This window comes from Chitinophaga sp. GbtcB8, from assembly GCF_019091455.1.
In the GTDB taxonomy this organism is placed as follows: domain Bacteria; phylum Bacteroidota; class Bacteroidia; order Chitinophagales; family Chitinophagaceae; genus Chitinophaga.
The window spans coordinates 103,728-116,392 of the sequence record NZ_JAGXJN010000009.1; the positions used below are offsets into that span (position 1 = coordinate 103,728).

Consider the following 12,665-nt stretch of genomic DNA (forward strand, 5'->3'; position numbering starts at 1 on the left):
TAATTGAGCAATTTGGACAGGTTCACTGATCAGTATTTAACGGAAGCGCTTAAAAAAGGTGAGCAGGCTGCTTTCAGGCAATTGGTGGAAACCTGGAAGGATATGGTTTACAACACTGTGCTGGGTATTGTGCAGCACGAGGCTGATGCGGAAGATGTAGCGCAGGAAGTATTTGTACAGGTCTATCAATCCATCGGTTCATTCAGGGGAGATGCAAAGCTTTCTACCTGGCTGTATCGTATTGCGGTAACCAAAGCGCTGGATCATGTAAAAAAAAGGAACCGTAAAAAACGCTGGGGCAGGGTGTACAGCCTGTTTGGCGATAAAGATGAAAGCATTCATAATGCAGTGCCGGATTTTCATCACCCCGGTGTGCAGCTGGATAATAAAGAAAGAGCAGCGGTGTTATTCAAAGCCCTGGATCAGCTGCCGGACCGGCAAAAGGCCGTGTTTGTGCTTAGCAAGCTGGAAGGCCTGCCCGCAAAGGAGATTGGCGAGGTAATGGATATGAACGCCGCTACCGTGGAAGGGCTTATGCACCGCGCAAAAACAAATCTTCGTAAACTATTGGAAAAATATTATTCCGGTGAATAGCGAAGGTTTTTTGAAAAATGATCGTCTAATTAAATAGAAACATAACCGTGAAAAAGGAACATCATCAGGAAGAAACAGAAGCTGCCCTGCGTAGCCTGGATGGCGCCGGCAGGGCCGGAGCAGGTGAATTCTTCTTCACCCGCTTACAGGCACGGCTGCAGCAAAAGGGCAGCAGCGCCTGGGAGCGCGCCACGGGTTGGATAGCCCGCCCTTCCATTGCCATCATAGGCCTTTGTATTATACTGCTGCTGAACAGTATTATCGTGATACGCCAGTTTGAGAGCTCGGTGTCCGGTACGGACCAGGCTACCCTGCAGGCGTTTGCAGATGAGTACCGGCTGCAGGTACCCACGGTGTATGATGATGATAAGGCGGAGTAGAAATGGTTAACAATAAACAATAACAAATGGCGATTGCGAAAAATAAAGTATTACTGATCATAGTTGGGGTTTTATTGTTGACGAACCTTGGCATGCTGCTGCTTTTCGTGAACATGAAGCCGCAGGGTAACCGCTTCGTGCGGGATGGCAAAGGCAGGCAGGGAATGATGGAGATCCTGGAGAAAAAAGCAGGGTTTTCAAAACAGCAGTTAAATGCCTACCAGCAGCTGCGCGATCAGCACTGGGTAAAAATGAAGCCCCTGCTGGCGGATATGCGGAATGCCAAAGACAGCTTTTACCGCTTGCTGTATGTGCCGGATGTGCCGGATTCCGTGCTGAATAATGCAGCAATGATCATCGGGCAAAAACAACAAGCCATAGACCTGCAAACGTTCCATCATTTTCAGCAGGTACGTAACCTGTGCGACCCCGCCCAGCGGCCGGGTTTTGATACCCTGGTGCACCAGGTCATTTACCGTATGTCAGCGCCTTTTTTCCGGCGCGATAGCATGCATCGGCGCATCAACCGTTAACCTGTATCCCTCTGCTGTAGCCATTAGAACACGTCATTTTTATACAATATAAATCTTACCATTATGAAGAACAGGATTCTGTTGATGCTGGCCTTTTTATTTGCCGGTTATGTAACCACCAACGCACAGGGTAATTTCCAACGGCGTACTGTGGAGGAAAGAGTGAAGCAAACCGTTGACAAGTTATCACCTGAGCTGTCCCTCAAGGATGACCAGAAAACGAAATTAGGCGATGCTTACACTGAATTTTATAAAGGCATGGATAAGCTGCGTGAAGATGCCCGTGCCGGCGGCGGCCGCCCTGACCGGGAAGCTTTTAGAAAGCTGGCTGATGAGCGCGACACTAAAGTGAAAGGTTTCCTGAGTGATGATCAGTACAAGAAGTACACAGATGCGCTGGAAACAATGAAGAAGAAACGTGGCGAAGGCCGTCCTGGTGGCGGTGGCGGCAGGATAGGCAGCAGCAAATAACTTTAAGGCGGATTGATTGTTTGTTTTGTTTATGGATGATCAATTACCGGTGTTAAAACTGGTAGTTGATCATTCTTTTTTTAATCCAGCTTATAATTCTGTTTTAACAGGTACACATACGGTAGCAGCATGTGGTGTGTAAATACATTCTTACCGTCAAAAGGAAATTTTTCATCATAACCCCGCTGCGGGTATAAGATCACGGGGGAGCCTGCCGGCGTGTAGTTGTGGCTGTTCACAAAATCCGGGCGCTCATACCCCTTTACCGTTTTGCTGGCCTGTTTATATGCCATCTTACCCAGGATGCGCTGCATGCGGCGGCTGGCCCTTTTAGTAGACCGGTCCAGGCGGCCATACATATAACCTACTGCCAGGCGGATGAAGAGTTTTTGTTTGCGCAAGGCTTTTTTAACATTCCGGAAAGGATTTACGGCGGTATAATCATTGGTGGTTTGCAGGGAAAAAGGTGATTCCGGCACCCAGTCGCGCGGGTTTATTACACGGAAGCCCCAGCCATCGCGGGTTATGAAATCATAGTCATATGCATAACGCAGGTTACCGGGTTTGGGTGCTGCGCTGCAATAGGTTTTCAGCACAAGATCTTTCGGGAAAGCAGGATCATCCAGGTATTGCAGGTAGGAGCGGAGCAGGAAGGCAATAGCGCCGCCCTGGCTATGACCCATGATAATAAATTCGTGTATGCCTTTCTGATAGTACGCCTTTATTTTGCTTACAATGTCCGGGGCTATGCAGGCCATGCCCAGCATCCAGCCGGCATGCACATAAGCGCTGCTGTCCTGCGCCAGCTTATAATGAAAGTTGGTGCTGCCGTTCAGATGAAGGACGCCGGTGGCGGGGATCATGCCTGCATAAAAGTTTTCCAGCCAGGAAGTAGCGGTGCCGGTGGTGCCGCGTATACTGATAATAGCTACCTGGTTGTTCCAGAGCCAGAGGTCCCAGCGGTTTTCCATTCCCACTACCGGCGACCGGTATACGAGGTTACAGTTTTCCGGGTAAGGCACCACAACCTTTGTCCAGGGCGTATCGGCCTGCAGGGCCGTTACACGCAGCAGCTGCTCATATTCTTTAGGGTTAAAGCCCGGGCGCAGTTGCTGTGCAGCTGCAGGTAAGCAGCAACACAACCATATGCAGGCTACCAGTAAGCGTTTATGCATATGCTTATAATAATTTCGCGGCCGCATCTTCCCAGTTCAATATACGTTCATATCCTTGTATATGTACATTGTGGTGGCCGGTGAATAAATATGGCTTGCCTTTAAAATATTTGAAGTTGCGGATGAGATCATCGATCATCATATCCGTTTGTACCAGGCTTTTATCGCCGCAGAGGCAGAACTGACGCCAGGTAAGAAAGGGGAAATTCTCCATCAGCCAGTCATATTTATCTTTTAAGGAGTTGGGGAACTCCATGGCGGCTGATACAATGTATACCCGGTATTTTTTATTTAATTCTTCTATAACCCGCTGTGCATTGGGGAAAATAGCCAGGTCGCGGAAGAAACCGGGCGTGTTCAGGTATTCCAGTATTTTTCCTGCATGATCTACGGGCAGGGCTTCAGAGAGGGTTTTGCCGTGCAGTTCTTCTTCGGAAAATACCCTGCCATAATCCCGGTAATACCATTCCCGCGCTTTTGTAATAGGATCGGCAATAGTTTCATCCATGTCAATTGCGATAGAGGGGATGTAGTCCATTCGGCTAATTTTTTAGGTCCATGGCCGATGCCTGCCATCGGCCATGGACTAAATTAATAAACCTGCTCCACTCTTCCTACCGTACCATCTGCACCTATACCTTCTACCACTACACGAAAATGTTTGGAGAAGTCGTTGTTGAAGAACTTGATGGTGGCGGTATGGGTAGTGGTATCTATTGGCAGATCCGGGTTCCAGTACAGTGTAAGGCGTTTATCCGCCAGGGAATGCACGTCTTTATGCACATTATAGTCCGGTGAGTAAAATTGTTTTACTACTGCATAACCGGGTTTACGGTACAGCTCAAAACCCTTCACGGTATTGTCGTTACCCTCACCGCCTTTTTTAGTATACACTGCAATGGCCCCGTTAGCGCCACCGCCAAAACCACCCATGAACGGCGGGCGGAATACTTTTACCATAGCAATGTCTGTCACCGGTATGCTGCTGATCATGCTGGCATCTATAGGCATCTCGTTCAGGTACAGAGAGGGGCGGCCACCGCGCCAGCTAAGGCTGGGATCGCTGAGGTTACCGGTGATCTGCAAGCCGGCTACCCTGGACTGCAGGTACTGGAAAATGTTCATATAGCTGCTCGTCTCCTTGGTCATATCAAACGTATAACCATCGCCACCGGCAAACATACCGGAGGCATACTTTTTATCCATGGTCTCCTCTTTGGGGATCCTGCGCTCGCGGATATTTACTTCCTTCAGCAAAATAGCGCGGCTGTTAATGGAGCGGTTCACCCGGTTGCCATCATAAGCGGTTGAGAGATAATTCTTCAGCGTATTGTAATCAATAGCAGGGGGCAGCCGCAGGGGGAAAGGATCTGTAACCGGCACACTGTTCTCGAAGAAATGCGTGTTGAATTTTACCGTTACATCTTTCCAGCGCTGCTGCTGGTCATTGCCCTTGTAATATACCAGCGCCGTATCCAGGAAAGCCAGGCCGGGCAGGTTGAACTCACCCATGCCGTTAGTAGGGGCAGATACAATGGAGGTAGAGCTATCTGTGATCTGTTTGATAATGAAATCCACTTTCCCGTTCATCAGCTGGTAGCGGCCGTTGTTGGTAAAGGCCGTGCCCTTCAGCAGAATGCCCTGTTCGTAAGGATAACGGGTATCCGGGTATTGTTTGTTCAGTATTTTTTCCCAGCTGAAACGCCGCCAGCCATTGGTGAGCATTACCAGGTCAAGCGCCTGCAGGCGGGCTTTAGCGGTATCCTGTAAGTACCAGGCGGGGTTATGAATATAACCTTTCAGGTCAGAGGTAAGCAACAGGTTGGACACAATGTTGTTCTCATCATTGTTTTTTACTACCAGGTCGGCATCTGTGATGGCTACCGATAAAATGCTTTCCAGTGAATCCGGCACCTTCAGGGTTACGCTGTTAGGCGCACGTTCTTCGCTGTTAAAGGCGGGCAGTTCCAGCTGCAGGGGCAGCAGATCGTTCTGACGCAGGAACACCAGGCGTTCTGATAAAGGCTGCCCGCCCTTGCCAAACAGCGTTAGCTGCATAATGCCGGTGGGCATTTGCTGTGTGGGCACAAAACCGCTGATACGGCCGTCAGATACTTTCAGCGGCGCTTTGTATACCAGCTGGTCGTTGATCTGGCCTATGAGCAGCAGATCGTCATACGCAGTATCAGCCAGGTTGGCTATCATGGCCTGGTAAAATACGCGTGCACCGCGGTTGTACACTTTTAAACCGGCGCCGGTGGTTTTTACGGCGGGCAGGTCAAAGGTTTTTTCCTGGCCATTGGCGGCTTTTACCACGGCTTTATATGTTTCTTTGCCGCTGGCAGGCTGCAGGTCAAACTGGCCCATACCATCATGTATGGTTTGCAGCGTAGCCACTTTAGCGCCCTTGCTGTTCTGCACACTACCGGCAACGGCTATGGGATAACCATTCTGGTCAATGGCTTTAAAGGCAATGGTGTTGTTCTGGTTAATGATCATATCGCCTCCTTCCGGGAAGAACTGTACGGCAAAAGCCGTAACGGCAGTACTGTCGCGGGGTGGCGGGTTGTTCCGCTTCTGCGGGTCAAACACTTCTATGTTGCGGGAAAAAAGCAGGGCGTGATCAAAGTTCAGCATCCAGGCGGTGTAGGCCCGTACCTGGTACATACCTGGTTTCTGGGTTTCCGGCAGGTCCAGGTTACCGGCAGCGCCGGCATTACCGGCTGCAAATAAGCGTTTTTGCACAATGGCGCCGTTCTGGTCTACCAGCTCCACATACAGGTTAGTGGCCCTGGTATCCGGTAAGCCCTGTAAGGTAATGTAGGCTTTGAACCAGATGGTTTCCCCGGCTGCATAATAATCTTTGTCCATGTGCAGGTACACTTTCTGCTGCGGGTAACGACTGGCAAAATCGTCCAGGGCCTTCACTATACGGGCGCTCCAGTCATCGGCCGGAAAAAAAGAAAAAGCGCTAACCAGCATTACCACACCACAGGCGGGGATCCACCAGCGTGCACGTAACGGCTGCATAAGGGCGCGTAATTTTTGCATGAAATATCTTTTTAAAACACGAATAATAACCAAAAATATGCGGCACAATTTATACAATATAAGAATAACGGTGGTTTACTTATTATTGCAGGCGGAGAAAGTGGAGGGTGGATGGGAATTTTAAGAAAACTTTAAGATAATTACAAATTGACAATTACGAATTACGAATTGGGTAGTGCGGGAGGGCAATATGCCGTTTATGAGAAGGTGTGAAATCTCCATTGCATTTAATTTGTGATTAATAAACTTTTTATAGTGAATAAACGACTAATCGTTATCGGCGGCGGCGCGGCGGGTTTCTTCTGCGCGGTGAATGCGGCCAGGTTGTGCCCGCAGCTGGAAGTGCTGTTGATCGAAAAAACGGGTAAGCTGTTATCCAAGGTAAAGGTGTCTGGCGGCGGGCGTTGTAATGTTACGCATGCGGCGCCGGATATTGGTTATATGGCGCAGCGCTACCCGCGGGGACAGCACTTTGTAAAAAAAGCCTTTGGCCATTTTTTTGTGCCGGACACTATTAACTGGTTCGCAGAAAGGGGAGTGGAGCTTAAAACAGAGACCGATGGCCGCATGTTCCCGGTAACAGACAGCTCCCAGACCATTATTGACTGTTTACTGCGGGAGGCGGACCTGTATAAAATAAGAATATTGATGCAGCAGGAGGTAACGGCCCTGCAGCTCACTGCAAACGGCCGCTGGCAGGTGCAATTGCAGCACAGCCCTGCGCTGGATGCTGATTACCTGTGTATAGCTGCCGGCGGGTATGCGCAGGCCGATAAGTTTAACTGGCTTAAAGCTACCGGCCACACCATAGCTGCACCGGCGCCTTCCCTGTTCACCTTAAATATGCCGGGCCATCCTATTACGGCGCTCATGGGCGTAAGTGTACCCAAAGCACTGGTAAAGGTAACGGGCTCCAAATTGCAGGAGCAGGGGCCCTTGCTGATCACCCATTGGGGGCTGAGCGGCCCGGCAGTACTGCGTTTGTCGGCCTGGGGCGCCCGGGAGCTGCAGCAAATGCAATACACTTTCACGGCCCTGGTTAACTGGGTGCCGGATTATCATGAGAACAGCCTGCGGGAGGAAATGCAGGACCTGCGCCATTCCCTGGGCGGACAAAAAATGTATAATAAAAATCCCTTTGAGCTGCCCCAGCGTTTATGGCAGTTCCTGCTGCAACAGGCAGGCATACACGAAACTGTGCGCTGGGCCGATATGCCGGCCAAAGCACAGCAGCTGCTGGTGAAAAACCTGGTAGCTATGGAGCTGCCCGTAAAGGGGAAAACTACTTTTAAGGAAGAATTTGTAACCTGCGGCGGGGTGCAGCTCACGGAGATCAATCCCGCCACCATGGAAAGTAAGCTGCAGCCTAACCTTTATTTTGCAGGAGAAGTGATGGATGTGGATGGTATTACCGGCGGGTTTAATTTTCAGCATGCCTGGACGAGCGGGTTTGTGGCGGCTAAAGCAATGCAGGCTAAAAGCTAAAAGCTTAATGCCTACAGCATCTACAAGTAGTTGACCCCTACTTCATACTCCTTCTCCAATGCATCCAGGATCCGTTGAAAATCGGTGGGGTTGGCGAGGAAATTAATTTTGGTGGTATCTATCATCAGGGTCCGTACCGGGTGCTGTTTCAGGTACTGGGTGTACATGTTGTGTACTTTCTGCAGGTAATTGTCTTCTATCTGCTGCTCGTAGGAGCGGTTGCGTTTTTTAATATTTGCCTGCAATTGGGGAACAGGGGCATTGAGGAAAATGAGCAGGTCCGGCTGCACCAGCTGGGGGTTAATAATATCAAAAAGTTTCTGGTACAGGTTATATTCTTCTTCCAGCAGGTTGATCTTGGCAAACAGCAGGCTTTTTACAAACAGGTAGTCGGATATTACCAGGTTGCTGAACAGGTCCTGTGTTTGCAGCATATCTTTCAGCTGTTTATAGCGCTCTGCCATAAAGAACAGCTCCAGGGGAAAGGCGTACTGCTGCGGCTTTTCATAGAATTTAGGCAAAAAGGGATTGTCTGCAAATTCTTCCAGTATCAGTTTTGCGTTAAAATGTTGCGCCAGCATATGTGCCAGCGTGGTTTTGCCGGCGCCAATGTTGCCTTCTATGGTTATAAAGCGGTAGTTCATTTTAGCGGTTGGCTGTTAGCTTTTAGCAGTTGGCAATTGGCAGTCAGTGATCTGTAGATCAATGAATAGCCGTGCCTTATTGCTGATGTTATTGCCAATTAATGTTTTATAATGGTTCAATTGATTAAACTTGTTTTCCCTTGCAGTACTGGCTTCGGACAGCTAACAGCTAACTGCTAACTCTTTTCGCCTGCAGCTCATCATCGCAGGCGGCCAGCAGGGCATGTACGGTTTGCTGGAAAACGGGGTGCACCCAATCCGGCAGTATTTCATTCAGCGGTACCAGCACAAACTGGCGGTTTTGCATGCGGGGATGCGGTATTTTCAGCTCCGGCAGGGAAATAACGTCTTCATTATAAAAAATAATGTCGATGTCTATTACCCGGGCGCCCCACTTTTGCTGGCGGATGCGGCCTATTTCACGTTCTATATTCAGGAGGGTATGCAGCAGGGGCAGGGCGGCCAGCGGGGTGGAGATCTGCAAGGCCTGGTTCAGGTAGTCCGGCTGCTGCACATTACCCCAGGGAGCGGTTTCATACAGGCCAGATAATTTTACCACCTTACCGGCCTGCTGCTCAATGAGCTGTACGGCCTGTTGAAGCAGTGCGGGGCGGTTTCCCAAATTGCCACCTATAAGTAATATTGCTGTATTCATGTATATTTATCGGCGCAAAAGTAACCATATTCCTTATTTTTGAAAAAACAGTTGGAATTGGCCTTTACAACAATTGGGCGTACTATAGGCAAATCACCCGGCAAAATTGATCCGAACTTTTATGCGTAGCTTTCTAAAAATCTTCTTAGCGACCCTCCTGGCATTTATTGTATTTGCAGTGATCGGCGTGATTGTATTAATGGTCATGATCGGCAAGGCAGTATCGCCTGAAAAGGTAGTGATCAGCCCCAACGCAGTACTGGTGCTTGAAACCAGCCAGGCTTACAATGAGCAAAAGCTTTCCAACCCGCTTAATTCCCTGTTAAAGGGCCAGGCCAATGAAATACCCGGTTTATACGACGTGGTACGGATCCTGGAACATGCAGCGGACGATGATAATATTAAAGGCATTTACCTGAAAACAGACGGTAACCCTAATGGTTTTGCTACCAGTGAGGAGCTGCGCCGCGCCCTGCTTACCTTTAAAAAGTCAGGCAAATTCGTATATGCGTATGGGGAAGGTATGACCCAGCAGGCCTATTACCTGGCATCCGCCGCTGATAAGGTGTTCCTGCATCCCCAGGGTGGCCTGGATTTTGCCGGTTTCTCCTCTACCATCATGTTCCTGAAAGGTACTTTGGAAAAGCTGGAAATACATCCGGAGATCTTCTACGACGGCAAATTCAAAAGCGCTACGGAGCCTTTGCGGGAAACGCAGATGACAGAAGCTAACCGCATTCAAACCTCCGCTTACCTGGGCCAGCTGTATGGCAACTACCTCACCAATATTGGTAAAAGCCGTAAGCTGGATACCGCCACCTTACACCGTTACGCCAATGAAGGACTGATCCAGAACCCGCAGGATGCACTTAGCTATAAGCTGGTGGATGGACTGAAATATGACGACCAGGTAATGGAAGCGCTGCGTTCCCGGATAGGATTGGAAAAGGATGCGGATGTTAATTTTGTATCGCTTACAAAATATGAAAGCGCGGCAGATTATAAATCCACCTCCGGCGATAATAAGATCGCGGTATTATATGCACAGGGCAATATTGTAGGCGGTGATGGCAGCGACGATGTGACCATCAGCAGCGAGCAATATATAAAGGAAATACGCAAGCTGCGGCTGGATAAAAGCATTAAGGCTATTGTGTTCCGGGTGAATTCGCCCGGCGGCAGCGCACTGGCTTCTGAAACCATCTGGCGCGAGCTGGTGCTGGCTAAAAAAGCTAAACCGGTGATCGTATCAATGGGGGATTATGCTGCCAGCGGCGGATATTATATTTCCTGTATGGCAGATTCCATTTTTGCAGAACCTAATACCTTAACAGGCTCTATTGGTGTATTTGGAGTGATGATGAACCTGCAAAGCTTCTTTAAGAATAAGCTGGGCGTTACATTCGATGGTGTGAAAACCGGCCAGTATGCTGACCTGGGCAGCGCTACCCGCCCTATGACGGATATAGAAAGGAAATTTGTGCAAAAAGGGGTAGATAGTATTTATGCTACCTTTAAATCGCGTGTGGTAACGGGCCGCAAGCTAAGCCAGTCTGTAGTGGACAGCATTGCGCAGGGACGTGTATGGAGCGGCGTACAGGCGAAGTCGTTAGGACTGGTAGACCGGCTGGGTGGTATTAATGATGCCATTGCCAGCGCTGCAAAGATGGCCAAAATATCCTCTTACCGCCTGCGTGAGTACCCGGAAGTAAAACAGCCGCTGGAAAGGCTGCTGAAAAGCATTGGCGGCGAAACCAGCGAAACCATGGTGAAAAAAGAGCTGGGCGCCAACTATACCATCTACCAGCAGATCAAACGCCTGCAGCTGATGGATGGTGAGGTACAGGCAAGGCTGCCTTTTGATGTGATGATCAAATAATGTGCAGCTGCACATCTTAAAATATAATTAAATCCCGGGCAGTGTTCCGGGATTTTTTATGGAAATGGGCAAAACAATCTTAGTTTTACCAAATTTTTCAAAGCAGTTTCTTATTTATGGCAGTGCAGTACAGTCAATGGAAGGCCATGATGGCAATTACAAAAGCCAGCTTACGGGCTATTCTCCGCAGTCCTTCCACGGTAGCTTTCACCATTGGGTTTCCCCTGGCGTTCATCCTGGTATTTGGTTTTATCGGGAACAGCGTGGTAACTGTAAAGGTGGGCGTAGCGGCGGGCACTGATACGGCCAGCTATATTTACAAAGGCCTGGCTGCTGTAAAAAGCATAAAGCTGATCAACGAGCCGGCCGCAGAAATGGAAGATGATATGATCAAAGGCCGGATAACGGCTATTGTGCACATCACCCAAAATACCGGGCCGGCTGCTAACCCGGCGTACGAGGTAAAGGTGCGTTCTTCCACCGCGGGTATAGATAAGATCCAGGTATTCCAGTCTATATTAACGGATGTAATTAACCGCATTGATGACCGGTTCTATAAACGGCCTTCTGTAGCGCATATAGACAGTGCTGTAGTGCCGGGCCGCGCTTATAAGACCATTGATTTTATTTTACCCGGCATGCTTGGCTTTTCTTTGCTGAGCGCGGCGGTGTTTGGTACTGCTTTTCTGTTCTTCAGCTTACGGCAAACACTGGTATTGAAACGCTTTTTTGCTACCCCGGTTAAACGGGCTTACATTATAATGGGCGAAACACTATCCCGCCTGCTGTTCCAGCTTTTGGGCGCTATTGTGATCATTGGCCTGGGACATTTTGCATTTGGTTTTACGCTGGTACATGGGGCGGTTACTTTCGTGGAAATGCTGTTCCTGTCTTTATTCGGGCTGGTGGTGTTTATGGGATTTGGTTTCCTGGTAAGCAGCGTAGCCCGTAATGAGAGCACTATACCGCCTATTGCCAATGTGATCAGTATGCCGCAGTTCCTGCTGGCAGGCACATTTTTTTCAATAGATGCGTTGCCAAGCTGGCTGCAGCCGGTATGCCGCGCGCTGCCGCTTACCTATCTGAATGATGCTTTCCGTAAGGTAGCCTTTGAGGGTCAGCACTTATGGAACGTAGGTACAGAGCTGGGTGTGCTTACCTTGTGGGGTGTTATTATTTACGCGGTTACCATTAAAGTGTTTAAGTGGGAGTAGCCGTTAACAACTCCACCTTTTCTGCCTTTTTTTTCTTAAATTGGATACATGCAAGTCCTGTACATCATTCTGGGTGCTTTGGCTGCTCTTATCCTGGGCCTCTTTGTATTTTCCCTTTACCTGCCTGCCCGTTTAAAAATTGAACGATCCCTGGTGATGATCGCACGGCCCGACGTGGTATTCCGCGAGGTGGATACCCTGCGTAACTGGGAGCATTGGTCGCCCTGGCACCAGCTGGATCCTGAGATGAAAATTGTATATGGTGAAAAGGAAAGCGGCGCCGGCGCGGGTTACAGCTGGGAAAGTAAAAAGCGTAATGTGGGCCGTGGCAGCTTACTGATCACAGAATCACGCCCGTATGAATTTATAGCTACTTCTATCAATTTTATGGAACAGGGCAGCAGCAAAGGTTATTTCCGTTTTGAGCCGGCAGGGGAGCGCACCCGCGTTACCTGGGGTATGGAAATGACGGTTGGGCAGAACCCCGCCCGTAAATTCCTTGGCCTGATGATGGATAAGTGGGTAGGCCGCGATTTTGAACGGGGCCTGCAACAGCTGGCTAAGGTAAGTAGCTTTTAGCTTTC

General features: G+C 49.3%; 13 protein-coding genes. 8 read left to right on the forward strand and 5 right to left on the reverse strand.

Annotated features, from left to right (window positions below; all coding sequences use genetic code 11):
* Positions 1-12 precede the first annotated feature (12 nt).
* The 4 genes from KVT36_RS11060 to KVT36_RS11075 all read left to right on the forward strand — a co-directional run bounded on the left by KVT36_RS11060 (position 13) and on the right by KVT36_RS11075 (position 1,978).
* Positions 13-594: an RNA polymerase sigma factor gene (locus tag KVT36_RS11060; protein ID WP_217603552.1), complete on the forward strand. Its 582-nt coding sequence runs from the start codon at positions 13-15 to the stop codon at positions 592-594.
* 47 nt (positions 595-641) lie between these two features.
* Positions 642-974 carry a hypothetical protein gene (locus tag KVT36_RS11065; protein WP_217603553.1) on the forward strand — a complete coding sequence of 111 codons (333 nt, stop codon included), beginning with the start codon at positions 642-644 and terminating at the stop codon, positions 972-974.
* 26 nt (positions 975-1,000) lie between these two features.
* Entirely contained in the window at positions 1,001-1,507 is a 507-nt protein-coding gene (locus KVT36_RS11070; RefSeq protein WP_217603554.1) for a periplasmic heavy metal sensor, read from the forward strand.
* Positions 1,508-1,570: 63 nt separating this feature from the next.
* Entirely contained in the window at positions 1,571-1,978 is a 408-nt protein-coding gene (locus KVT36_RS11075; protein ID WP_217603555.1) for a hypothetical protein, read from the forward strand.
* Positions 1,979-2,058: 80 nt separating this feature from the next.
* Here KVT36_RS11075 and KVT36_RS11080 read toward each other — a convergent pair whose 3' ends face one another.
* From KVT36_RS11080 to KVT36_RS11090, 3 genes are read right to left on the reverse strand one after another with little or no spacing between them, the layout of a single operon-like run.
* Positions 2,059-3,153: a lipase family protein gene (locus KVT36_RS11080; RefSeq protein ID WP_217603556.1), complete on the reverse strand. Its 1,095-nt coding sequence runs from the start codon at positions 3,151-3,153 to the stop codon at positions 2,059-2,061.
* 4 nt (positions 3,154-3,157) lie between these two features.
* Positions 3,158-3,691 (reverse strand): 5'(3')-deoxyribonucleotidase, encoded by a 534-nt coding sequence (locus KVT36_RS11085; protein WP_162277693.1) that lies wholly within the window; start codon positions 3,689-3,691, stop codon positions 3,158-3,160.
* Positions 3,692-3,744: 53 nt separating this feature from the next.
* On the reverse strand, positions 3,745-6,204 hold the full coding sequence (locus KVT36_RS11090; RefSeq protein ID WP_217603557.1) for an MG2 domain-containing protein: 2,460 nt from the start codon (positions 6,202-6,204) through the stop codon (positions 3,745-3,747).
* A gap of 255 nt (positions 6,205-6,459) precedes the next feature.
* On the opposite strand from KVT36_RS11090, the gene KVT36_RS11095 reads away from it, so the two are divergent.
* Positions 6,460-7,689 (forward strand): NAD(P)/FAD-dependent oxidoreductase, encoded by a 1,230-nt coding sequence (locus KVT36_RS11095; RefSeq protein ID WP_368670018.1) that lies wholly within the window; start codon positions 6,460-6,462, stop codon positions 7,687-7,689.
* Between the two features lie 20 nt (positions 7,690-7,709).
* On the opposite strand, the gene KVT36_RS11100 is transcribed toward KVT36_RS11095, so the two are convergent.
* Together KVT36_RS11100 and folK are read right to left on the reverse strand one after the other, a co-directional pair.
* On the reverse strand, positions 7,710-8,333 hold the full coding sequence (locus tag KVT36_RS11100; protein WP_217603558.1) for a deoxynucleoside kinase: 624 nt from the start codon (positions 8,331-8,333) through the stop codon (positions 7,710-7,712).
* Between the two features lie 169 nt (positions 8,334-8,502).
* On the reverse strand, positions 8,503-8,988 hold the full coding sequence (folK, locus tag KVT36_RS11105) for a 2-amino-4-hydroxy-6-hydroxymethyldihydropteridine diphosphokinase (RefSeq protein ID WP_217603559.1): 486 nt from the start codon (positions 8,986-8,988) through the stop codon (positions 8,503-8,505).
* Between the two features lie 121 nt (positions 8,989-9,109).
* Here folK and sppA point away from each other — a divergent pair, with 121 nt between their 5' ends.
* The 3 genes from sppA (at position 9,110) to KVT36_RS11120 (ending at position 12,660) form a co-directional block, all read left to right on the forward strand.
* On the forward strand, positions 9,110-10,867 hold the full coding sequence (sppA, locus tag KVT36_RS11110; protein ID WP_217603560.1) for a signal peptide peptidase SppA: 1,758 nt from the start codon (positions 9,110-9,112) through the stop codon (positions 10,865-10,867).
* Positions 10,868-11,013: 146 nt separating this feature from the next.
* Positions 11,014-12,081, forward strand: coding sequence for an ABC transporter permease (locus KVT36_RS11115; RefSeq protein ID WP_254639950.1), 1,068 nt, complete (start codon positions 11,014-11,016; stop codon positions 12,079-12,081).
* Between the two features lie 48 nt (positions 12,082-12,129).
* Entirely contained in the window at positions 12,130-12,660 is a 531-nt protein-coding gene (locus KVT36_RS11120) for an SRPBCC family protein (RefSeq protein ID WP_217603562.1), read from the forward strand.
* Positions 12,661-12,665 lie beyond the last annotated feature (5 nt).

Coding starts and splice junctions, on each gene's coding strand:
- KVT36_RS11115 (WP_254639950.1), top strand. CDS start 11,014: ATGATGGCAATTACAAAAGCCAGCTTACGGGCTATTCTCCGCAGTCCT.
- folK (WP_217603559.1), bottom strand. CDS start 8,988: ATGAATACAGCAATATTACTTATAGGTGGCAATTTGGGAAACCGCCCC.
- KVT36_RS11085 (WP_162277693.1), bottom strand. CDS start 3,691: ATGGACTACATCCCCTCTATCGCAATTGACATGGATGAAACTATTGCC.
- KVT36_RS11080 (WP_217603556.1), bottom strand. CDS start 3,153: ATGCATAAACGCTTACTGGTAGCCTGCATATGGTTGTGTTGCTGCTTA.
- KVT36_RS11070 (WP_217603554.1), top strand. CDS start 1,001: ATGGCGATTGCGAAAAATAAAGTATTACTGATCATAGTTGGGGTTTTA.
- KVT36_RS11090 (WP_217603557.1), bottom strand. CDS start 6,204: ATGCAAAAATTACGCGCCCTTATGCAGCCGTTACGTGCACGCTGGTGG.
- KVT36_RS11120 (WP_217603562.1), top strand. CDS start 12,130: ATGCAAGTCCTGTACATCATTCTGGGTGCTTTGGCTGCTCTTATCCTG.
- KVT36_RS11100 (WP_217603558.1), bottom strand. CDS start 8,333: ATGAACTACCGCTTTATAACCATAGAAGGCAACATTGGCGCCGGCAAA.
- KVT36_RS11075 (WP_217603555.1), top strand. CDS start 1,571: ATGAAGAACAGGATTCTGTTGATGCTGGCCTTTTTATTTGCCGGTTAT.
- sppA (WP_217603560.1), top strand. CDS start 9,110: ATGCGTAGCTTTCTAAAAATCTTCTTAGCGACCCTCCTGGCATTTATT.